We start from the raw sequence: 20,094 nt of genomic DNA, 5'->3' as shown, positions 1-20,094 counted from the left end.
CGACCGCCGGTGGGGGAAGGGAAAGCAGTGGTCGCCGGCCCGGTTCGGAGCGGGGCCGTCAGGAGGAGGCGGCCTTCGACAGGGTCCAGTTCTGGTATCCCTGGTCGTTCTTCTGCTGGAGTTCGAGCAGGCGGCCGCCGTAGTACGAGCGCTTGCTGATGCCGAGCACCAGGGACGAGCCCTCGGGCTGCAGGACGTACGACCCGCCGCCGGCGGCGTTCAGCCGCCACTTCTGCGCGGCGGTGTCCCGGCAGGGCTGCTGGGCCACGTACTGGCCTGCCACGGGCCGGTCTCCGCCGCCCGGCTGGAGGCACTTGCCGCTCTGGACCGACTTCACGCGCAGCGCGCCGCCACCGGCGTTCTCGAAGGACCACTGCTGGTTGGCGTAGCCGTGGCGCTGGTAGGCGATGGCCACGGTGCCGTCCGCCGCGGAGCCGCCCCACAGGTCGAGGGCCTCACCGGTGAGGCCGTTGACCATCACGTACGGGGTGCCCGGCCGGGTCGGGGAGCCGCCGTCGGTGGAGAGGGTGCGGAAGGACGCGGCGCGGCCCGGTGCGGAGGCCTTGCCGTCGGCGCCGCGCGCGGCGACGGCGACCTTGTAGGAGGTGCCGGGGGCCAGGCCCGTGAGGCGGACGACGGCGTCCTTGACGTCGGCCGTCTTCTTCCCGTTGACCAGCAGGTCGTAGCCGGTGGCCGAGGGAACCTTCGGCCAGCTGACGACGGCCGAGTTCGGGGTGATCTGGCTGACCCGGGCGTCGGGCCCGGCCGTCGGCGGCCGCGTCGGGTCGGGGGTGCGGGTCGGCGTGGGGCCGGGGTCGGGGTTCGTGGTGCCGCCGCCCGCCATCAGGAAGCGGTTGTTGGCGATGTTCCAGTGGGTGGCCAGGTAGCTGCCGGGCTTGGGCGAGGTGTGGAAGTAGTCGTCGTGGCCGCAGTCCAGGCGCTGGTCCCCGGTGCGCTCGGGGCACAGGACCTGCATCCTGGGGTAGTGCGGGGCGTCCGAGTAGCACATGATGTCCCACTCGTCGACGCAGTGCGCCGCCCTGCTGGTGTGCGGGGCGCTGTTGTTGACGGCGCCGAGGTTGTGGCCGAGTTCGTGGGCGGGGGTGCTGCCGCCCCAGCAGCCGGAGTCCGTACGGCCGTAGGACGGGCCGAAGTTGCTGAGGTTGTCCGGGCCGGGCCGTTCGTCGCCGTTGAAGGTACCGATGCCGCAGTAGACCTGGGCGTCGGCGAAGACCATGTACTTGCGGTCGCGGCGGTTGAAGCCCTTGGCGGCCAGGGCGTTGTTCATGGCCCCGAACTCCTGCAGGTCGCCCGCGGAGACCTCGACGTTCAGGACGGAGGCGGTGCAGTCGGCCTCGGTGACGTAGCGGACGTGCCGCTCGCCGCCGGTCTCCTTGGCGCTGGCGTTGTAGATGACGTCGGTCTCGGCGGCCCACTGCTTGAAGGAGGCCGCGTACTGGCCGAACCGGTCGCGGCCGGGCGCGTGGACGTACAGCACCTGGACGCGGTTGCCGGTCGAACCGTCGCCCTCGCAGACGACCTTGGAGCCGGAGCCGGCCTGCGGGTTCGCGGGTGCGCCGGGGCCCGGGGCGGCTGCGGCCGCGGCCACGCCGCCGCGGCGGGCGTCGATCACGGACGGCGCTCCGCCCAGGGCCTCGGAGGCCGAGGGGGCCTGGCCGCCGTCACCGGTCAGGGAGGAGGGGGCGGCCGTCTTCCCCGCCACGGGCGGGGTGTCCTTGGTGATGTCGACGCCCTTGGGCGGGGCGTCGGGGCCGTGGGTGCACAGGCCGGCCCGCGAGACGCTGTAGACGCCGACGCAGCGGTCGCCCTTGGGGGCGGGCTTGAGGCCGTCGTAGACGAGGCCGCGTTGCTTGTCGGCCGGGGGCGTGGAGGTGAGGGGGGCGGGCGGCTTCTTGTGCACCGGCTGCGCGGCGGGGGCGTTCGCCGCCTCGGGCCGCGGGCCCGGGGTGGGGGTGGCGGATCCGGTGTTCAGGACGCCGAAGGCGATACCGGCGGCCGCGGCGGCCGCGGCCGCCGTGAGTATCACGCGGCGACCGGTTCTGCTGCGGCGGCGAGAGTGTTTGCGCGGCAAAGGAGTTCCTATCGGTGGGGGTTGGGGAACGGCCGGGCGCGGCGTCGGCCCGCCCGGCGGAGGGGGTGGTTCAGGGGCGGCTGCGCTCAGCGCGCCGCGAAGACCTGCATCCAGCGCGGGCCGTCGTAGGCGAAGGAGACGCCGACGCCCAGCTCCGTGTAGGCGCAGTTGAGGATGGTCCGGCGGTGTCCGGGGTCGTTCATCCACACGGACACGACGGCGGAGGCGCTGCTCTGCCCGGTGGCGGCGTTCACCCCGTACGAGCTCCAGTGGTGGCCGGGCACGACCGCCCGGCGGGCGGAGGCGGACCACTGGCCGGCGGGGGTGCGCGAGGCGGTGTCGTCGGTGTGGCGCCGGGCGACGGCGACGAGCTCGGCGCTGAAGCGCACGGGCCCGCATCCGGCCTTGGCGCGCTCGGTGTTGACGATGCGGACGACCTCCTGGGCGGGGCCCGCGCCCGGGGCGGCCGGCGGCGGTGTCCGCCGGGGCGTGGCTCCGGCGCCGGCGGGCGTCGCGCTCGGGCCGGCCGGCTTCTCGGCGGCGGGCCCGGAGGGGCTCTCGGCCGCGGCGGGAGTCGCGGCCGCGGGTGCCGGGGCCGACGGCGCGGCGGGGGCGGAGGCGCGCACGGGAGCGCGGCCGTCGGTGTCGGAACGGGCGACAGCCGTGGCGTCGGTGCGCTCCGGCCCGGTCGGCGCGGGGTCGCCGGCGGTGACGGGGACGACCTGGACCGGGCTGCCGGGGGCCTGCGGACGGGCGCTCTCGGGCGCGGCGTTGAAGAGGTGCGGGCCGCCCAGCGTGCCGCCCACGACGACGGCCACGACACCGGCGGCGACGACGGCCCGGCGCGCCAGGCGCCCGAGGTCGGCGGGGGTGCCCGGCGCCGGCTGCCCGGTCGGTGCCGCTTCCGCCGACGGCTCCGGACTCCCGGCGGCGACGCCGCCGGGAGCGGTGGCGGGAGTAGTGGCGGGAGTGTTGGCGGCGCAGGCCGTCATGGGGCCGCCCGGGACCGCTGCGTTCACCCGGGCGAGGAGGGCGGCGCCGACGGGGACGAGCCCGAGGCCGGCCAGCAGCCCTTCCGCGGGCACGAGCGCGGACCAGTGCCCGCCGCACTCCGCGCAGCCGCGCGCGTGCCGGGCGATGCGCTTGCGCCACAGCGGGCTCGGCGCGCCGTCCCAGTCGCCGAGGACGTCCGTGAGCTCGGGGCAGCGCGGGTCCGTGGCGAGCGCCCGGACGACGACGCGGGCGGTCTCCAGCTGGGCCTTGGTGCGCTGGACCCGGACGGCGGTGTACTGCGGCGAGCGCCCCAGGGCCGCGGCGACCTCGGCGCGGCTCAGCTCGCCCGCGGCCTCCTGCCACCACAGCGCCATGACGACCTGGTCGTCGCCGTCGAGCCAGCGCGTGGCCTGCGCGGCCTGTCTGCGCTGTCCCTGCAGACCGAGGCGGATGATCGACCACTCGACGAAGTCGGGCTCGGAGGCGGCGGCTTCGCCGACCTCCTGCAGGCCGCCGGACGGCGCGTCCTTGCGGTCCTTGAGCTCCTTGCGCCAGTGGCTGCGTATCTGGTTCATCGTGATCGCGACGAGCCACGAGCGGAACCCTTCGGGGTCCCGCAGGGCGTGCAGGCCGCCAACCATCCGGATCATCGTCTCCTGCACGACGTCGTCGACGTCCGCGTGCCCGTTCAGGGCGCGGCCGACGATGTTGTAGACCAACGGCAGGCAGGCCGCGACCAGCTGGTCCTGCGCGGCGTCGTCCCCGCCGCGCGCCGCCTCGACCAGTCCGGCCGTGCTGTCCAAGTTCACGTTCCGCCCACCCTCTTTCCGCGGTTCCCGCTCCACCGCATCAGCGGCCTTACGCATGGGAGACCTGGGGGCGTGCGGCGGATAACAGAAAAATCTGCGGTTCGGCGGAATCTTTTTTGCCGAGGCGGGTATGACGGGCGCTCACACCCCGGCGGGGACCCGGTCCGCAGCCCCGTTCGGGGCCGTACGGAGCCGGTAATAGACGATGGGGACGGCCGTCAGGACGGCTCCACGGCCTCCACGGCGACGAGTTCGGCCTCGAAGCCGTCCTCGTTCTCCAGGTACGCGGCGTAGTGGGCGGGCCCGCCGGCGAAAGGGTGCCGGTCCGGGAACATCAGCCGCCAGCCGTGCTCCGGGGCCTCCTCCACGAGCGCGTCGACGGCCGCCCGGCCCTCCACGGGGAAGGCGACGTGGTTCATGCCCGGCCGGCACCGCTCGTGGGTGCCGGCCGCGAGCGCGGGCGACTGCTCGACGACGAGGTAGAAGGCGCCGAGCCGCCAGCTGCGGCCGTTCTCCCAGTGCTGGTGGGGCGCGTAGCCCAGGGCGCCGAGGAGCCAGCCGAAGCTCTTCTCGGCGCGCTGCAGGTCGGGCACCCACAGTTCGAGATGGTGAAGCACGCGCCACGCCCCCGGCGGTCAGTCGGTCGGTCCGGCCGGCCCGGGGCTCACCGGATCGGCACGTCGGAGATCGTACGGGCGATCACCAGCCGCTGGATCTCGCTCGTGCCCTCAAAAATGGTGTAAATGGCGGCATCCCGGTGCATGCGTTCCACCGGATACTCGCGCGTGTAGCCGTTCCCGCCGAGGATCTGCATGGCCTGGGCCGTGACGGCCTTCGCCGTCTCGCCCGCGAAGAGCTTGGACATCGAGCCCTCCGCCGCGGTGAAGGGCTTGCCCGCGGTGGCCATCCAGGAGGCGCGCCACACCAGCAGCCGGGCCGCGTCGATGCGGGTGCGCATGTCGGCGAGCTGGAAGGCGACGCCCTGGTTGTCGATGACGGGCCGGCCGAACTGGTGGCGCGTCTGGGCGTAGTCGAGCGCCACTTCGTACGCGGCGCGGGCGATGCCGACGGCCTGGGCGCCGACCGTGGGGCGGGAGGCCTCGAAGGTGGCCATGGCTGCGTTGTGCGTACGGGCACCGCCGGTGCGCACGCGCTCGCGGGCGCGGGCCAGGCGCTCGTCCAGCTTGTCCTTGCCGCCGAGGAGGCAGTGGCCGGGCAGGCGGACGCCGTCGAGGACGACCTCGGCGGTGTGCGAGGCGCGGATGCCGTGCTTCTTGAACTTCTGCCCCTGGGAGAGCCCCGGGGTGCCCGGCGGGACGACGAAGGAGGCGTGGCCGCGCGCGCCGAGCCCGGGGTCGACGACCGCGACGACGACGTGCACGTTCGCGATGCCGCCGTTCGTCGCCCAGGTCTTCGTCCCGTCGAGGACCCATTCGTCCTTGGCCTCGTCGTGGACGGCGCGGGTGCGCATGGCCGAGACGTCCGAGCCCGCGTCCGGCTCGGAGGAGCAGAAGGCGGCGATCTTCACATCGCCGGCGTCGCCGTACATCTGCGGGAGCCAGGTGCCGATCTGCTCCTCGGTGCCGTTGGTGAGGACGCCGATGGCGGCGAGCCCGGTCCCGGTGATGGCGAGGCCGAGGCCGGCGTCGCCCCAGAAGAGCTCCTCCATGGCCATGGGGATGCCGAGGCCGGTGGGGTCGAAGAACTGCTGGGCGTAGAAGTCGAGCGAGTACAGCCCGATGCGGGCGGCCTCCTGGACGACCGGCCAGGGGAATTCCTCGCGCTCGTCCCACTCGGCGGCAGCCGGGCGCATCACCTCGGCCGCGAAGCCGTGGATCCAGTCGCGCACCCCCCGCTGGTCCTCGTTGAGCTCCATCGTGAATTCGGCCATGGCGTCTCCCACCCCTGCCGGCGACCCTTACTCGCGGTAACATGAGTATGTTACCGACCGGTAGTAGTGTCAACCGTCCCGCCTCCCGGATTCGCTGGGTGGAGCGGGTGTTACGTTGCGCAGGCGTCAGGAATCACAGGGGCGGGGAGGCAGGTCATATGGAAACCAGTCAGCGGGAGGACCAGCAGCATGCGGCGGAGCGCCGCCGCAAGGAGCTGCTCGAGGCGGCGGACCGGGTCGTGCTGCGGGAGGGCCCCGGTGCGTCGATGAACGCCATCGCGGCCGAGGCGGGCATCACCAAGCCCATCCTCTACCGGCACTTCGGCGACAAGGGCGGGCTCTACCGCGCCCTGGCCGCCCGGCACACCGACGCGCTGCTCGTGGGGCTGCGGGCCGCGCTGGACGCCCCCGCCGAGCGCCGCGACCGCGTCGAGCGGACGCTCGACAGCTACCTCGCGGCCATAGAGGCCAGGCCGCAGGTCTACCGCTTCCTGATGCACCCCGCCGACGAGGGCCAGCCCTCCGAGCAGGGCTTCGACGTCGGGCGGCACTCCGCTCCCCTGCTGCGGCGGATGGGCGAGGAGCTCGCCCAGGTCATATCCGAGCGCGTCGACCTCGGCCCCGACAGCGACGAGCTGTCGCGCGCCTGGGGCCACGGCATCGTCGGCATGATGCACGCCGCCGGTGACTGGTGGCTGCGCGAGCGCCCCTTCCCGCGGGAGCACCTGGTGCGCCACCTCGCGGACCTGCTGTGGGGACGGCTCGCCTCCTCGGGCGACCTGCCGGGCGGCCCCGGCTTCTGACGCGTGCCGCGGCCGGCCGCCCGTACGCCCTACGCCGTACGGGCCGGCTCCGGCTGCGCCTCCGTGCGCCCCGCCCACGGCGCACGGCGTACGGCCCGCAGCGCCCGGCGGCGGCGCAGCCCCGTCACGTGGTCGAGGTAGAGCCCGCCGTCGAGGTGGTCGCACTCGTGCTGCAGGCAGCGGGCGAAGAAGCCGGTGCCGGTCACGCGCGCCGGGGCGCCGTCCAGGGTGAAGCCCTCGACGACGGCGCGGTCGAAGCGCGGCGTGCCCGCCTCGATGCCGGGGACGGACAGGCAGCCCTCCGGTCCGCGGACGGTGAAGCCGTCGGCCTCGACGAGCCGGGGGTTGACCAGGTGGCCCAGGTGGCGGCGGTCCTCGTCGTCCGGGCAGTCGTAGACGAAGACGCGCAGCGGGACCCCGATCTGGTTGGCCGCGAGGCCCACGCCGGCCGCGGCGTACATCGTCGCGAACATGTCCTCGACGAGCTGCGCGAGGCCGTCGCCGAAGTCCGTGACGTCCTCGCAGGGGGTGCCGAGCCCCGGGTCGCCGAGCAGCCGCATGGGCCGTACGCGTCCGGAAGAGCCGGGGATGGAGCCGTTTCGCATGGGTCAACCCTACGTTCCGTGGACGGCCGGTTCGGGCCTGCGGCCGGATCTCGATAGGCTGATCCCCGACCGGAGCCTCCTGGCTGGCGATTCGGCGCGGAGGGGGCGTTCCACCACCGGCGGACCAGGGAACAGGCCCGGCGCCCAACAAGGAGGATCTAGGACGATGGCAGGCAACTCGGGGCCACTGTCGCCGCGGGCCAAGCTGGCCGTGACGGCGGGCAAGGCGGCTGCGGCGGTGTCGCGGGCCGCAGGCCGTGGCAGCGGATCGGTGATCGGCGGCAAGGTCGCGCTCAAGCTCGACCCCGACCTGCTGGCCCGGCTGGCGACCCACCTGGACGTGGTCCTGGTGTCGGCCACCAACGGCAAGACGACCACGACCCGGCTGATCGCCGAGGCGCTGCGCGCCAGCGGACCCGTCGTGTCCAACGCGCTGGGCGCGAACATGCCCGCGGGCATCACCTCCGCCCTGGCGGGCGGCTCGGACGCGCGCTACGGCGTGATCGAGGTGGACGAGAAGTACCTGGCGGGTGTCGCCCGGGACGTCTCCCCCAAGGCCATAGCGCTGCTGAACCTCTCGCGCGACCAGCTCGACCGGGCCGCGGAGACGCGCATGCTCGCCGAGAAGTGGCGTGAGGGCCTGGCGGGCAGCAAGGCGGTGATCATCGCCAACGCCGACGACCCGCTGATCGTGTGGGCGGCCTCCTCGTCGCCGAACGTGGTGTGGGTGGCGGCCGGCCAGGAGTGGAAGGACGACGCCTGGTCCTGCCCGTCGTGCGGCGGCGTCATGCAGCGCCCCGGCGACGACTGGTTCTGCGGCGAGTGCGGCTTCCGCCGGCCGACCCCCAGCTGGGCGCTGTCGGGCGACTACGTCCTCGACCCGCACGGTTCGGCCTGGCCGATCCACCTGCAGCTGCCGGGCCGGGCCAACAAGGCCAACGCCACCACCTCCGCGGCCGTCGCGGCCACCTTCGGCGTACCGCCGCAGGTCGCCCTGGAGCGGATGTACCAGGTGCAGGCGGTCGCGGGCCGGTTCGACGTGGTGCAGTTCCTCGGCCGCGACATCCGGCTGCTGCTGGCCAAGAACCCGGCCGGCTGGCTGGAGACGTTCTCGCTGATCGACGGGCCGCCGGCGCCGGTGATCCTCGCGGTGAACGCCCGCGGCGCGGACGGCACCGACACCTCGTGGCTGTGGGACGTGGACTACCCGCGCCTCGCCGGTCACCCGATCTTCGTCATCGGCGACCGCAAGCTGGACCTGGCCGTCCGGCTGGAGGTCGCGGGCCTGGACTTCCGGGTCTGCGAGACCGTGGACGAGGCCGTGCAGCAGTGCCCGCCCGGCAAGATCGAGCTGATCGCCAACTACACCGCCTTCCAGGACGTCCGCCGCCGCGTCGGCAACTGACCCCCGCAAGCACTGAAGGATTGTGAGCATGAGCCAGAACAGTCTGCGTGTGGTGTGGGTCTACCCCGACCTGCTCAGCACCTACGGCGACCAGGGCAACGTCCTGGTCCTGGAGCGGCGGGCGCGCCAGCGCCGGCTGGATGTCCAGCGCGTCGACATCCGGTCCGACCAGCCCATCCCGACCTCCGGGGACATCTACCTGATCGGCGGCGGTGAGGACCGCCCGCAGCGGCTCGCGGCCGAGCGGCTGCGCCGCGACGGCGGCCTGAACCGGGCCGTCGCCAACGGCGCGATCGTCTTCTCGGTCTGCGCCGGCTACCAGATCCTGGGCCACGAGTTCATCAACGACCTGGGCCAGCGCGAGCAGGGCCTCGGCCTGCTCGACGTCATCAGCACCCGTGGCGAGGGCGAGCGCTGCGTCGGCGACGTCCTCGCGGACATCGACGAGCCGCTGGGCCTGCCGCCGCTGACGGGCTTCGAGAACCACCAGGGCATCACCCACCTCGGCCCGACGGCCCGCCCGTTCGCCCGCGTGCGCTACGGCAACGGCAACGGCACGGGCGACGGCTTCGAGGGCGCGTACAACGACACCGTCTTCGGTACGTACATGCACGGCCCGGTGATGGCCCGCAACCCGCACATCTCGGACATGCTGATCAAGCTGGCGCTGGACGTCAACGCCCTCCCGCCGGTGGACGACCGCTGGTACGAGGCGCTGCGCGCCGAGCGGATCGCGGCGGCTACCCAGTCGGCGTAGCCCTGCCGACCGCATGACGGACGGTCGCGCCCCCCGCCACCTACCGCTAGTAAGGTGGCGGGGACGCAACCGGACGACGGGGTCCGGTCTCCCGCCCTGTTGCGAAGGTTTCCCCCTGTCATGCGCATTGGTGTACTCACCTCCGGTGGCGACTGCCCCGGTCTGAACGCCGTCATCAGGTCCGTCGTGCACCGCGCGGTCGTCGACCACGGTGACGAGGTCATCGGCTTCCACGACGGCTGGAAGGGCCTCCTCGAAGGCGACCACCGCAGGCTCGACCTGGACGCCGTGGCCGGCATCCTGGCCACCGGCGGCACCATCCTCGGCTCCTCTCGCGTACAGCCCGCGCAGCTGCGCGACGGTGTCGAGCGGGCCAAGGGCCACGTGGCCGGCCTCGGCCTGGACGCCGTCATCCCCATCGGCGGCGAGGGGACCCTCAAGGCCGCCCGCCTGCTGTCGGACGCGGGCCTGCCGATCGTCGGCGTGCCCAAGACCATCGACAACGACATCGCCTCGACGGACGTCACGTTCGGCTTCGACACGGCCGTGGGCGTGGCCACCGAGGCGCTGGACCGGCTGAAGACCACCGCCGAGTCGCACCAGCGGGTGCTGATCGTGGAGGTCATGGGCCGGCACACCGGCTGGATCGCCCTGCACTCGGGCATGGCCGCCGGCGCGCACGCCATCGTCGTGCCCGAGCGGCCCTTCGACATCGACGAGCTGACCGAGGTCGTCGGCCGGCGCTTCGAGGCCGGCAAGCGCTTCGCGATCGTCGTCGTCGCCGAGGGCGCCAAGCCGCGCGAGGGCTCCATGGCCTTCGAGACGGGCGCCACGGACGTCTACGGGCACGAGCGGTTCGCCGGGGTGGCCCGGCAGCTCTCCGACGAGCTGGAGCGGCGCCTGGGCAAGGAGGCCCGCCCGGTGATACTCGGCCACGTGCAGCGCGGCGGCACGCCCACCGCGTACGACCGCGTCCTCGCGACCCGGTTCGGCTGGCACGCGGTCGAGGCGGTGCACCACGGGGCGTTCGGCATGATGACGGCCCTGCGCGGCACCGACATCACGCTGGTGCCGCTGGCGGAGGCCGTCGAGCGGCTCAAGACCGTGCCGCAGGAGCGGTACACCGAGGTCGAGTGCGTGCTCTGAGTCGTTTGTCCCGGTGTCCCCCGCCTTCCGGCGGGGCGCCCCCGGCCGCGGGCGCGGCCCGGGGCGCCTCTACTCTGGTCCCGGCGCATCGGTGCGAAATGGGAGAGAGCGGATGGATCACAGCGGGCACGGCATGATGCACATGGACATGCCGCCGTTCACGCTGGAACGGGGTCTGCAGTTCAGTGGCGATCCATTCTTCATGATCGGCTGTCTGCTGGCCCTGGCCCTCTACGGCTGGGCGGTGGTCCGGCTGCGGCGGCGTGGTGACGCCTGGCCCGTCGGCCGGATCGTCGCGTTCGTCCTCGGTGTGCTGAGCGTGTGGCTGGTGATGTGCACCAAGCTCAACGACTACGGCATGGTCATGTTCAGCGTGCACATGGTGCAGCACATGGTCATCAGCATGCTGTCGCCGATCCTGATCCTCCTCGGCGCCCCGGTGACTCTGACGCTGCGGGCGCTGCCGGCGGCCGGGCGCGGCCGCAAGGGCCCGCGCGAGTGGCTGGTCGCCCTGCTCCACAGCCGCTACATGCGTGTCATCACGCACCCGGTGTTCACGATCCCGCTGTTCATCGCGAGCCTGTACGCGCTGTACTTCACCCCGCTCTTCGACTTCCTGATGGAGTCCAGGACGGGGCACATCGCGATGATGGTGCACTTCCTCGCCGTGGGCCTGGTGTTCTTCTGGCCGATCATGGGCGTGGACCCGGGCCCGCACCGCCCGGGCTACGTGATGCGGATGCTGGAGCTGTTCGCGGGCATGCCCTTCCACGCGTTCTTCGGCATCGCGCTGATGATGGCCTCGGAGCCGATGATCGGCACGTACATGCACCCGCCGGCCTCGCTGGGCATCGACGCGCTGGAGGACCAGCAGGCGGGCGGCGGCATCGCCTGGGCGTTCAGCGAGATCCCGTCGGTCGTGGTGCTGCTCGCGCTGGCCTACCAGTGGTACCGCTCCGAGCAGCGGCAGGCGCGGCGCTCGGACCGGGCCGCGGACCGCAACGGCGACAAGGAGCTGGAGGCCTACAACGCCTACCTCGCCTCGCTGCGCTCGCGGGAGACCTGACGGGCGGGCGTACGCGGGAGGCGTGCGCGCGAGCTCTGGCGGCAGGGGCCGCGGCCGGGAGACCATGGACTCCAGGCCGCGGCCCCTTTCGCGCGTCGGCGCGCTCCCGGGCCGCCGTGAGGAGGTGCGGGGATGCCCGGATCGACGAAGACGATGGCGGGGCTGACGGTGGGAGGCCTCGTCGTGGTGACGGCGTACACGGTGACCATCGGCAGCAACGGCTGGCTGTGGTTCGCGTGGGTGATGCTGACGCTGCTGACGATAGGAACGCTCGTGGCCCGGGGGACGTGAGCAGGGGGCCCGGGCGGGCCGGAAGCAGGTCAGAAGCGGAAGACCGGCCCGGTCGCCACGTCGAGCGCGCAGGGGTTGGGGAAGGTCTTGTGCCACACGACGGGGCGCCCGTTCCAGTCGCCCTCGGCGGTCGCGGTCACCGGGTCGTACTCCCGCGTGCACTGGTGCCCGGCTCCGGTCACCCGGCCGGGGTCGCCCTTCGCGCGGTGCAGCGTCGTGCACGCCTCCGTCGCGTGGGGGTGGTGGCCGCCGGCGTCCGGGCAGCTCAGCTGGACCCCGCGGATCCAGGTGTTCTGCGCGCCGGAGACGGTGAGGAAGAACCGCCCGTCGGTGCCGTCCGGGCCGCCGGCGGGGCCCTGCAGCTCGTCCGCCGCGGCGGGCGGGGAGGCCAGGGCGAGGAGCGCGGCGGTGGTCGCCGCGGCGGCCACGGCGGTACGGGGTAGGGACATCGGTGCCTCCTGGGGCGCGGGGGTGCCCGGGCCCAAGGCCATCGCGCGCGGACCGCGCCGGGCAAGCTGCCACACCGTGCCGTCGCCCGGGTGGCGGCGGCAGGTCACCCGGCCGGTCCTCCGGCGCCGCGGGGTCGGGGCAACAGGGCGCTGACGGCGGGTCGGCACGGGACGGTCGGCCGCGGGCAGGGCCACCGTACCGCCCGTAACCCCCTTGCCAGGGCCCTGTGATGCCGGGGATGCGGGGGAACACGCGGCGGACGGGGGCGCGTTGGAGTGCAGCACGGTGCGGGGGCGCATACGGCTCCCGTGTCCCGCAGCGGCCCTGCCGAGGCGGCGTGGGGCCTGCGCGTCACCGCTGCCCGGTCAGGCACGGCCCACCCCGCACCGCCGCCAGCCACTCCGCCCGCAGCCGCTCGTAGGCCCGGCGCTCCTCACCGTTGAGCATCCGGCCGCGGCGCTCCGCCAGGAACGCACGGATCGCGTCGTTGATCTCCTCGGGCGACCGGGTGAGGTCCGGGGTGGCGGGCATGAACACAGGCTACGAGGAGCGGGCGGCCAAAACACCGAGAACCGTCGAGGTTCGCAGAATGCTCATCAAATGGTCATCCAGCCTGATACGTCCTTGATGCCCCTCCGTGACCCGCCGAGGGCCTCCGGGGACCGGCCGCGGACGCAGCGGCGCCCCGGTCCGCGGGACCGGGGCGCCGTGTGGTGCGGTGGAACGGCTACGCCTTCTTCGCCGCGGCGGGCTTCGGCGGCTCGGGGATGGCGTGCGGCGCGCACGTCACGTCCTTCGCGTCGAGCTTGCCCTCGATGAGGTAGGCGTCGAGCTTCGCGTTGACACAGGCGTTGGCCTCACCCGTGACGCCGTGCGAGCCGGCGCCCTTCTCGGTGATCAGGCGGGAGCCCTTGAACCGCTTGTGCAGCTCCACGGCGCCCGCGTACGGGGTGGCCGCGTCGCGCTCGCTCTGGATGATGAGGGTCTGCGGCAGGCCCTTGTGCGTGGTGACCTCGATGGGCGTGCCCTGCGGGCCCTTCCACGTGGCGCACGGGAGGTTCATCCAGGCGTTGGCCCAGGTCATGAAGGGGGCCTGGCGGTGGATGCGGGTGTTGTCGCGGTCCCACTTCTTCCAGCTGGTGGGCCACTTGGCGTCGGCGCACTCGACCGCCGTGTAGACGGCGTTGCCGTTCTCGGCGGCGATGTTGCCCGCCGTGTTGGACAGGTCGGGGCCGGCGGCCTCGACCAGCGCCTTCTCGTCGCCGGCGACGTACTTGCTCCAGGTCTCGGCGACCGGGACCCACGAGGAGTCGTAGTACGCCGCGCCCTGGAAGTAGCTGATCAGCTCGGCCGGGCCGACGACCCCGCCGATGGGGTTCTTCTTGGCGGTGGCCCGGAGCTTCTCCCAGTTCTTCTGGACCTGGGCCCGGGTGGCGCCGAGGTGGAAGGTGGAGTCGTACTTGGCGACCCAGTCCTCCCAGTCCTTGAAGCGGGCCTCGAAGGCGACGTCCTGCTCCAGGTTGGCCTGGTACCAGATGTTGTCCTGGGCCGGGTTGACGACGCTGTCGACGACGAGGCGGCGGACGTGGGTCGGGAACAGGGTGCCGTAGACGGCGCCGAGGTAGGTGCCGTAGGAGACGCCCAGGTAGTTGAGCTTCTTCTCGCCGAGGGCGGCGCGGACGACGTCGACGTCGCGCGCGGTGTTCGCCGTGGTGAGGTACGGCAGCAGCTTGCCGCTGCGCTCGGCGCAGCCGTCCGCGTACTGGCGGGCGAGCTTGCGCTGGGCGAGCTTGTCGGCCTCGCTGTCGGGCACCGGGTCGGGCTTGGGCGCCGCCACGAACTTCTGCGGGTCGACGCAGGAGATCGGGGCGGAGTGGCCCACGCCGCGCGGGTCGAAGCCCACGAAGTCGTACGCCTTCGCCGTCTTCGCCCAGAGCGGGGCCTTGGTGGTGACGCGGCGCGGGAACCTCATGCCGGAGCCGCCGGGGCCGCCGGGGTTGTAGAGGAGGGCGCCCTGGCGCTCGTCCGCGGTGCCGGTCGAACGGGCCCGGTCCACTGCGATCTTGATGGTGGGGCCGTTCGGCTTGGCGTAGTCGACCGGAACGGTGACGTAACCGCACTGGATGGGCTTCTCGAGGCCCCAGGAGGCAGGACAGTCCTGCCACTTGATGCCCGCCTTGGCCGCGCGATCGGCGGCAATCTTCACACCGCGGGCCTCTGCGGCCCCGCCCGGCACGCGCTCGCTCGCGCCGGCGGCCGGGGCGGTCAGGAACCCGGCCACCAGCGCGCCGGTCACCAGGGTGCCGGCCGCGCCGAGTATTGACGTGTGTCTCACGTAGGAATCCCCCTGCTGGGTACGCCGCTTGGAGCGGCGGAGATCGCAATGCTGCAGGGGGATCCTTTCGTCTCCTATCCCACAATGGACAGGTCGTACGAGTGTTCTTTACTAATCCGTAAGAATGACGAAACACGCAGTGACACATGTGGCGGCATTCACCCCCGGCGCACCACATCGCCCGTATCGCGCTATCTGCCGATTTCCATCCCCAAGAGTCCGGTTTCGAGCACCGTACGCAGCTGCAGGCCGTCGGGGGCCACGGCGCTCACCACCGCGGCCGGGCCGGCCAGCGGGGCGAGGACGGCCGCCGGGCCCAGCACCCGCGGTGCGACGGGTGCCGCCGCGAAGGCCGGGTTCACGACGAGGAGTTGACCGGCCGCCCGGTGGCCGCCCAGGACCGCCCCGCCGTCCCAGCCGGGCACGCCCGGACCGTACGACAACTCCTGGTCGTAGAGCGGGCGCCCGCCGTGCCGGACGGTGAGACGGGCCGTCAGCCGTCCCGGCCGCTCCCCCGCGCGCCCCAGGATCTGCTCCTCGCGGAACACCAGCCGTGCCGTGGGCGCGAGTTCGATGCGCGTGGTCATCCGCAGTTCGCCGCCGCACGCGGAGATCAGCGGCTCGGGGAGCCAGCGCAGCTCGGCGCCGTCGCCGACGCGGATGTATACGTTGTAGGCCGCCGGCGCGCCCGTGCGGCCGGGCAGGGCGATCGTGGCGGCCGTGGTGGAGAAGTGCACCACGGCGCCGTCCTCCACCTCGGCGGTCAGCGTGAGGACGTCGCCGCCCAGCGGCGCGCTCATCGCGCCGACCAGGCACACCCGCGCCTCGGCGCCCGGCGACCGCAGCCGCCGCAGGGCGAACGGGCCGCCGCCGTCGAGGACGGGCAGGGCGGTGCCGCCCCTGCCGTCCGCGACGGCCACGATCCGGGCGGAGGCCAGCAGCCCGGCCCCTTGCGGCGGTGCGGGGGCGGCGGCGAGAGCGGTCACGAGGACGCGGTCCAGGCGGCGAGCCGAGCGCGCACCCACGCCGAGACGGGCTCCACGCCGCCCTCCGTGACGAGGGACGTGAAGACGGCCGGGAGTCCGCCCCGCTGCGCCTTGGCGTCGCGGGCCATGCCCTCCAGGTCGACGCCGACGTACGGGGCGAGGTCGGTCTTGTTGACGACGAGCAGGTCGGCGGTGGTGATGCCGGGGCCGCCCTTGCGCGGGATGTCGTCGCCGCCCGCGACGTCGATGACGAAGATCTGAGCGTCCACCAGGCCCTTGGAGAACGTGGCGGTGAGGTTGTCGCCCCCGGACTCGACCAGGACGAGGTCGAGCGGGCCGGCCCCCGAGGAGAAAAACGAAGCCTCGAGGTCCTCCACGGCCTCCAGGTTGGCGGAGATGTCGTCGCGGATGGCGGTGTGCGGGCAGGCCCCGGTCTCGACGGCGGTGATCCGCTCCGCCGGCAGGACGGCGTTGCGCAGCAGGAACTCGGCGTCCTCGCGGGTGTAGATGTCGTTGGTGACGACGGCGATGGACAGCTCCTCGCGCAGGGCGCGGCAGAGCGCGGCGACGGTCGCGGTCTTGCCGGAGCCGACGGGGCCGCCGAGGCCGATCCGCAGGGCGCGGCGCGTCCCGTCGGGGCGGACGGGCGAGGCGGCGCTGTAGGTGTGGCGGTGGGGGTAGGTCTCGGGGTGGTCGAGGTGCATGGTCCCCTCCCGGGGGTTCGTTTGTCTGCGGTCGGTGCTTCGGCTGTGTGCGGGTGAGTGGTTCAGCTCGCGAAGAGCCTTACGGGCCAGGCCGCGTGGAGCTCCGCGGTGATGTCGAGCAGCGGGGCCGAGCGGGCGGGCAGGGCGTCGGGGCCCTCGGTGGCCGCGCGGTGTGCGGACGCGGTGGCGGCGGCCGCCACCGCGTCGAGCTCCGGTGCCAGCCGGGCCAGTACCGCCGTCGCCACGAAGGGGTCGAGGCTCAGCAGGCGTACGACCGCGGTGGCCGGACCGCTGACCGACTCGTAGACGGCGGCGTAGGCGGCGTCCAGCGGGACGAGCCCGGCGGACCGGGCCGCGAGGCCGAGGACGACCGGCTGGTGGGCGCCGCGCGGGCGGGCCGCGGCGAGGGCGTCGAGCTCCGCCGAGGGCCAGGCGGCGCGGGCGGCGCGCATCATCTGCCGGCCCAGGCGCCGGGCGGCGGCGCGCAGGGCGGGTGCGGGGGTCCGCGCGTCCGCGGCGTCGTCGAGAGCGAGCGGGTCGAGGCCGGCCGCGGCCGCGGCGGCGAGGGCGGCCGCGGTGAGCCCGGCGGTGTGCAGCCGGCCCCGGCAGAACTCCTCCAGGGTCCGGCCGTCGGTGATCCGCCCGGCCTTGACGGCGGCCTCGGCCCCGCCGGAGTGGGCGTGGCCGCCGGCGGGGAAGCGCCCGTCGGCGAGGACGAGGAGGGCTGCGGGCCCGGCCGCCCTCGTCGCGGGCCGGGCCGGCTCCGCGCCCGTGGCGGCCTCGGTCGTCGTGCTCATCAGAACAGGAAGTAACGCTGGGCCATCGGCAGTTCCGCCGCCGGACGGGGTTCGATCACTTCGCCGTCGACGGTGACCGTGAACGTGTCGGGGTCGACCTCCACCCTCGGCCGGGCGTCGTTGTTGCGCATGTCCGCCTTGGTGACGCCGCGCGTGGACCTTATGGGGACGAAGCGCTTGCCGAGGCCGAGGCGTTCGGGGAGGCCGTCGTCCATGGCCCACTGGGTGACGAAGTTGAGGGAGTTGGCGGCCGGGGCGCGGCCGTGGGCGCCGAACATGGGGCGCGGCAGCACCGGCTGCGGGGTGGGGATGGAGGCGTTGGCGTCGCCCATCTGCGCGTAGGCGATCTGGCCGCCCTTGATGACGAGCTGCGGCCGTACGCCGAAGAAGGCGGGGTCCCACAGCACGAGGTCCGCGAGCTTGCCCGGCTCCACGGAGCCGATCTCGTGGTCGAGGCCCTGCGCGACGGCCGGGTTGATGGTGTATTTGGCGACGTAGCGGCGGGCTCGTGCGTTGTCGGCCGGCCCGTCGCCGGGCAGGGCGCCGCGGCGTCTCTTCATCACGTGCGCGGTCTGCCAGGTGCGCAGCACGACCTCCCCGATGCGGCCCATCGCCTGGGAGTCGGAGGAGATGATCGAGATCGCGCCGAGGTCGTGCAGGACGTCCTCGGCGGCGATGGTGCCCGGCCGGATGCGGGATTCGGCGAAGGCGAGGTCTTCGGGGACGCCCGGGTTGAGGTGGTGACAGACCATCAGCATGTCGAGGTGTTCGTCGACGGTGTTGACGGTGTGCGGCCGGGTGGGGTTGGTGGAGCTGGGCAGGACGTTGGCCTCGGAGACGACGGTGATGATGTCGGGGGCGTGCCCGCCGCCTGCGCCTTCGGTGTGGTAGGCGTGGATGGACCGGCCGGCGATGGCGGCGAGGGTGTCGCCGACGAAGCCGGCCTCGTTGAGGGTGTCGGTGTGGATGGCGAGCTGGGCGCCGCTCTCCTCGCACACGGCCAGGCAGGCGTCGATGACGGCGGGGGTCGCCCCCCAGTCCTCGTGGATCTTGAAGCCGACGGCGCCGGCCCGCAGCTGGGCGCGCATCGAGTCGTACGAGACGGTGTTGCCCTTGCCCAGCAGGCCGACGTTGACGGGGTACCCCTCCATGGCCTCGAACATCCGGGCGAGGTGCCAGGCTCCGGGGGTGATGGTGGTGGCCTTGCTGCCCTCGGCCGGCCCGGTGCCGCCGCCGAGCAGGGTGGTGACGCCGGAGGCGAGGGCCTCGTCCGCCGCCTGCGGGCAGATGAAGTGGACGTGGGCGTCGACGGCCCCGGCGGTGAGGATCTTGCCGTTGCCGGCGATGACCTCGGTCTCGGGGCCGATGACGAGGTCGGGGTGGACGCCGTCCATGGTGTCGGGGTTGCCGGCCTTGCCGACGCCGGTGATCCGGCCGTCACGGATGCCGATGTCGGCCTTGACGACGCCCCAGTGGTCGAGGACGAGGGCCCCGGTGATGACGGTGTCGGGGGCCCCGTCCGCCCGGGTCGCGCGGGACTGGCCCATCGACTCGCGGATGACCTTGCCGCCGCCGAAGACCGCCTCGTCGCCGGCGTGCCCGGGCCCGCCGCTGCGGTCCTCCTCGATCTCGACGACGAGGTCGGTGTCGGCGAGGCGGACGCGGTCGCCCGCGGTCGGCCCGTAGAGGCCGGCGTAGGCGACGCGGCTGAGTTCAGTCATCGAGCGGTCCCCCGCACTCTCCGCGCAGGCCCTCGACGATGCGCTTGCCGCCGATGGGGACGAGGTCGACCCGGAGGGGGATGCCCGGCTCGAAGCGGACGGCGGTGCCGGCGGCGATGTCGAGGCGCTTGCCACGGGCCGCCGCACGGTCGAAGTCGAGGCCGGGGTTGGCCTCGGCGAAGTGGTAGTGCGAGCCGACCTGCACCGGGCGGTCCGCGGCGTTGAGCACGGTGAGCCGGGTGCGGTGCAGCCCCTGGTTGAGGGCCACGGGCTCGGCGGCGTACAGGATTTCTCCGGGGATCATCGCGGGTCCTCCCCGTCAGCAGATCGGTTCGTGAACGGTGACGAGCTTGGTGCCGTCGGGGAAGGTGGCCTCGACCTGGACGTCGTGGAGCATCTCGGGGATGCCCTCCATGACGTCGTCGCGGGTGAGCACCCCGCGCCCGGAGGACATCAGCTCGGCGACGGTGCGGCCGTCCCGGGCGCCTTCGAGGACGTGGACGGTGATCAGGGCCACCGCCTCGGGGTGGTTGAGGAGCAGGCCGCGGGCCTTGCGCTTGGCGGCCACGTCGGCGGCCACGTGCAGGAGCAGTCGTTCCTGCTCGCGCGGGGAGAGTTGCATGCGTCCCACCTCACTGTCGTCCCAGGGGTCCCGGATGGACGCACCGGGACGCCACCCGAGTTCAACACGGGGTTGACCTGGGGTTCTTCGGCCGGTGGCCAGTGATTGCAGATTAGGGCGGAACCTTTTCCAACGCGTTAACTGGCTCTTTGCATTGCCATGGCCACGGACCCGGGTGCCGTCTGTCGTCTGCACCTACTGGATCTTCTGGGCCGGATCATGGCCGCCCGTCCGCACGACACGTACCGCCGGCTACGGGCGGCGCAGACCATGGTCGTCGCGGTGGTGCGACGGCGCCGCGGATCGCACGCCCATCCGAAACGGGTGAACGGAAGGTGCGAGCGGGTCATGCCGACGCGGACGGTACGGGTCCCCGGCGCAGAGCGCCGGGGGCGAAGGGATCTCCGCGCCATGTGCGCCGGAGGGCCGGGGGTCCGCACGCGAATAAACCCCGGTCCCCTCCATGAAGGATCACGGCGTAGACGGGGCGCGGTGATCGATTTGGCGCGGGCGGCCGGATTGCCCCCGGGCCGGTACGAACCGCCGCAGGCCAGCGGCTCAGCCGGCTTGGGCGCACACCACCAAATCGCCCCGCGTCCACCGGAATTGCCCAGAAGTGAT

The 20,094-nt window shown here is 73.3% G+C and carries 20 protein-coding genes; 6 read left to right on the top strand and 14 right to left on the bottom strand.

Translation table 11 applies throughout. The features are described 5' to 3' along the window. Window positions 1–58 precede the first annotated feature (58 nt). The 4 genes from ACFPP6_RS24000 to ACFPP6_RS23985 form a co-directional block, all read right to left on the bottom strand. The gene (locus ACFPP6_RS24000) at window positions 59–2,047 is read right to left on the bottom strand and encodes an RICIN domain-containing protein (RefSeq protein WP_382045903.1); all 1,989 of its coding nucleotides are present in this window, start codon (window positions 2,045–2,047) and stop codon (window positions 59–61) included. Between the two features lie 131 nt (window positions 2,048–2,178). Then, window positions 2,179–3,894 (bottom strand): sigma-70 family RNA polymerase sigma factor, encoded by a 1,716-nt coding sequence (locus ACFPP6_RS23995; protein WP_382045900.1) that lies wholly within the window; start codon window positions 3,892–3,894, stop codon window positions 2,179–2,181. Window positions 3,895–4,112: 218 nt separating this feature from the next. Beyond that, the gene (locus tag ACFPP6_RS23990) at window positions 4,113–4,511 is read right to left on the bottom strand and encodes a VOC family protein (RefSeq protein ID WP_382045897.1); all 399 of its coding nucleotides are present in this window, start codon (window positions 4,509–4,511) and stop codon (window positions 4,113–4,115) included. 47 nt (window positions 4,512–4,558) lie between these two features. Further along, window positions 4,559–5,785, bottom strand: coding sequence for an acyl-CoA dehydrogenase family protein (locus ACFPP6_RS23985; RefSeq protein ID WP_382045894.1), 1,227 nt, complete (start codon window positions 5,783–5,785; stop codon window positions 4,559–4,561). 158 nt (window positions 5,786–5,943) lie between these two features. Here ACFPP6_RS23985 and ACFPP6_RS23980 point away from each other — a divergent pair, with 158 nt between their 5' ends. Beyond that, window positions 5,944–6,588: a TetR/AcrR family transcriptional regulator gene (locus tag ACFPP6_RS23980; RefSeq protein WP_382045892.1), complete on the top strand. Its 645-nt coding sequence runs from the start codon at window positions 5,944–5,946 to the stop codon at window positions 6,586–6,588. 29 nt (window positions 6,589–6,617) lie between these two features. On the opposite strand, the gene def is transcribed toward ACFPP6_RS23980, so the two are convergent. Next, on the bottom strand, window positions 6,618–7,193 hold the full coding sequence (gene def, locus ACFPP6_RS23975; RefSeq protein WP_382045889.1) for a peptide deformylase: 576 nt from the start codon (window positions 7,191–7,193) through the stop codon (window positions 6,618–6,620). A gap of 166 nt (window positions 7,194–7,359) precedes the next feature. On the opposite strand from def, the gene ACFPP6_RS23970 reads away from it, so the two are divergent. The 5 genes from ACFPP6_RS23970 (at window position 7,360) to ACFPP6_RS23950 (ending at window position 11,858) form a co-directional block, all read left to right on the top strand. Then, complete coding sequence (locus ACFPP6_RS23970; protein WP_058041481.1) at window positions 7,360–8,598, top strand: MurT ligase domain-containing protein; 1,239 nt, start codon at window positions 7,360–7,362, stop codon at window positions 8,596–8,598. 28 nt (window positions 8,599–8,626) lie between these two features. Beyond that, complete coding sequence (locus tag ACFPP6_RS23965; protein ID WP_058041480.1) at window positions 8,627–9,355, top strand: type 1 glutamine amidotransferase; 729 nt, start codon at window positions 8,627–8,629, stop codon at window positions 9,353–9,355. A gap of 120 nt (window positions 9,356–9,475) precedes the next feature. Beyond that, a complete protein-coding gene (locus ACFPP6_RS23960) occupies window positions 9,476–10,501 on the top strand; it encodes a 6-phosphofructokinase (protein ID WP_382045887.1) in 1,026 nt (341 codons plus the stop codon). A gap of 112 nt (window positions 10,502–10,613) precedes the next feature. After that, window positions 10,614–11,567: a cytochrome c oxidase assembly protein gene (locus tag ACFPP6_RS23955; RefSeq protein WP_382045884.1), complete on the top strand. Its 954-nt coding sequence runs from the start codon at window positions 10,614–10,616 to the stop codon at window positions 11,565–11,567. A gap of 132 nt (window positions 11,568–11,699) precedes the next feature. Then, window positions 11,700–11,858 carry a hypothetical protein gene (locus tag ACFPP6_RS23950; RefSeq protein WP_382045881.1) on the top strand — a complete coding sequence of 53 codons (159 nt, stop codon included), beginning with the start codon at window positions 11,700–11,702 and terminating at the stop codon, window positions 11,856–11,858. Window positions 11,859–11,887: 29 nt separating this feature from the next. On the opposite strand, the gene ACFPP6_RS23945 is transcribed toward ACFPP6_RS23950, so the two are convergent. The 9 genes from ACFPP6_RS23945 to ACFPP6_RS23905 form a co-directional block, all read right to left on the bottom strand. Further along, a complete protein-coding gene (locus tag ACFPP6_RS23945; protein ID WP_382045878.1) occupies window positions 11,888–12,307 on the bottom strand; it encodes an SSI family serine proteinase inhibitor in 420 nt (139 codons plus the stop codon). Window positions 12,308–12,659: 352 nt separating this feature from the next. After that, a complete protein-coding gene (locus tag ACFPP6_RS23940) occupies window positions 12,660–12,839 on the bottom strand; it encodes a hypothetical protein (RefSeq protein WP_079110107.1) in 180 nt (59 codons plus the stop codon). Window positions 12,840–13,035: 196 nt separating this feature from the next. Next, on the bottom strand, window positions 13,036–14,643 hold the full coding sequence (locus ACFPP6_RS23935) for an alpha/beta hydrolase (protein ID WP_382045875.1): 1,608 nt from the start codon (window positions 14,641–14,643) through the stop codon (window positions 13,036–13,038). Window positions 14,644–14,834: 191 nt separating this feature from the next. Next, complete coding sequence (locus tag ACFPP6_RS23930; protein ID WP_382045872.1) at window positions 14,835–15,668, bottom strand: urease accessory protein UreD; 834 nt, start codon at window positions 15,666–15,668, stop codon at window positions 14,835–14,837. Further along, a complete protein-coding gene (ureG, locus tag ACFPP6_RS23925; protein WP_382045870.1) occupies window positions 15,626–16,333 on the bottom strand; it encodes an urease accessory protein UreG in 708 nt (235 codons plus the stop codon). The genes ACFPP6_RS23930 and ureG overlap by 43 nt, the downstream gene beginning before the upstream one ends. Window positions 16,334–16,395: 62 nt before the next feature. Next, window positions 16,396–17,130: an urease accessory protein UreF gene (locus ACFPP6_RS23920; protein ID WP_382045867.1), complete on the bottom strand. Its 735-nt coding sequence runs from the start codon at window positions 17,128–17,130 to the stop codon at window positions 16,396–16,398. Then, complete coding sequence (locus ACFPP6_RS23915) at window positions 17,130–18,851, bottom strand: urease subunit alpha (protein WP_336013104.1); 1,722 nt, start codon at window positions 18,849–18,851, stop codon at window positions 17,130–17,132. The genes ACFPP6_RS23920 and ACFPP6_RS23915 overlap by 1 nt, the downstream gene beginning before the upstream one ends. Continuing rightward, the gene (locus tag ACFPP6_RS23910; protein ID WP_382045865.1) at window positions 18,844–19,155 is read right to left on the bottom strand and encodes an urease subunit beta; all 312 of its coding nucleotides are present in this window, start codon (window positions 19,153–19,155) and stop codon (window positions 18,844–18,846) included. The genes ACFPP6_RS23915 and ACFPP6_RS23910 overlap by 8 nt, the downstream gene beginning before the upstream one ends. Window positions 19,156–19,170: 15 nt before the next feature. Next, window positions 19,171–19,473: an urease subunit gamma gene (locus ACFPP6_RS23905; protein ID WP_336013106.1), complete on the bottom strand. Its 303-nt coding sequence runs from the start codon at window positions 19,471–19,473 to the stop codon at window positions 19,171–19,173. Window positions 19,474–20,094 lie beyond the last annotated feature (621 nt).

The sequence above is a fragment of the Streptomyces aureoversilis genome (assembly GCF_042657885.1).
Lineage (GTDB): Bacteria > Actinomycetota > Actinomycetes > Streptomycetales > Streptomycetaceae > Streptomyces > Streptomyces aureoversilis.
This window is presented reverse-complemented; position numbering and strand designations above follow the sequence as displayed.

Excerpts from the sequence above, each read along its gene's own strand:
- ACFPP6_RS23985 (WP_382045894.1), bottom strand. The coding sequence starts at position 5,785 with ATGGCCGAATTCACGATGGAGCTCAACGAGGACCAGCGGGGGGTGCGC.
- ACFPP6_RS23980 (WP_382045892.1), top strand. The coding sequence starts at position 5,944 with ATGGAAACCAGTCAGCGGGAGGACCAGCAGCATGCGGCGGAGCGCCGC.
- def (WP_382045889.1), bottom strand. The coding sequence starts at position 7,193 with ATGCGAAACGGCTCCATCCCCGGCTCTTCCGGACGCGTACGGCCCATG.
- ACFPP6_RS23970 (WP_058041481.1), top strand. The coding sequence starts at position 7,360 with ATGGCAGGCAACTCGGGGCCACTGTCGCCGCGGGCCAAGCTGGCCGTG.
- ACFPP6_RS23965 (WP_058041480.1), top strand. The coding sequence starts at position 8,627 with ATGAGCCAGAACAGTCTGCGTGTGGTGTGGGTCTACCCCGACCTGCTC.
- ACFPP6_RS23960 (WP_382045887.1), top strand. The coding sequence starts at position 9,476 with ATGCGCATTGGTGTACTCACCTCCGGTGGCGACTGCCCCGGTCTGAAC.
- ACFPP6_RS23955 (WP_382045884.1), top strand. The coding sequence starts at position 10,614 with ATGGATCACAGCGGGCACGGCATGATGCACATGGACATGCCGCCGTTC.
- ACFPP6_RS23950 (WP_382045881.1), top strand. The coding sequence starts at position 11,700 with ATGCCCGGATCGACGAAGACGATGGCGGGGCTGACGGTGGGAGGCCTC.
- ACFPP6_RS23945 (WP_382045878.1), bottom strand. The coding sequence starts at position 12,307 with ATGTCCCTACCCCGTACCGCCGTGGCCGCCGCGGCGACCACCGCCGCG.
- ACFPP6_RS23940 (WP_079110107.1), bottom strand. The coding sequence starts at position 12,839 with ATGCCCGCCACCCCGGACCTCACCCGGTCGCCCGAGGAGATCAACGAC.
- ureG (WP_382045870.1), bottom strand. The coding sequence starts at position 16,333 with ATGCACCTCGACCACCCCGAGACCTACCCCCACCGCCACACCTACAGC.
- ACFPP6_RS23920 (WP_382045867.1), bottom strand. The coding sequence starts at position 17,130 with ATGAGCACGACGACCGAGGCCGCCACGGGCGCGGAGCCGGCCCGGCCC.
- ACFPP6_RS23915 (WP_336013104.1), bottom strand. The coding sequence starts at position 18,851 with ATGACTGAACTCAGCCGCGTCGCCTACGCCGGCCTCTACGGGCCGACC.
- ACFPP6_RS23910 (WP_382045865.1), bottom strand. The coding sequence starts at position 19,155 with ATGATCCCCGGAGAAATCCTGTACGCCGCCGAGCCCGTGGCCCTCAAC.
- ACFPP6_RS23905 (WP_336013106.1), bottom strand. The coding sequence starts at position 19,473 with ATGCAACTCTCCCCGCGCGAGCAGGAACGACTGCTCCTGCACGTGGCC.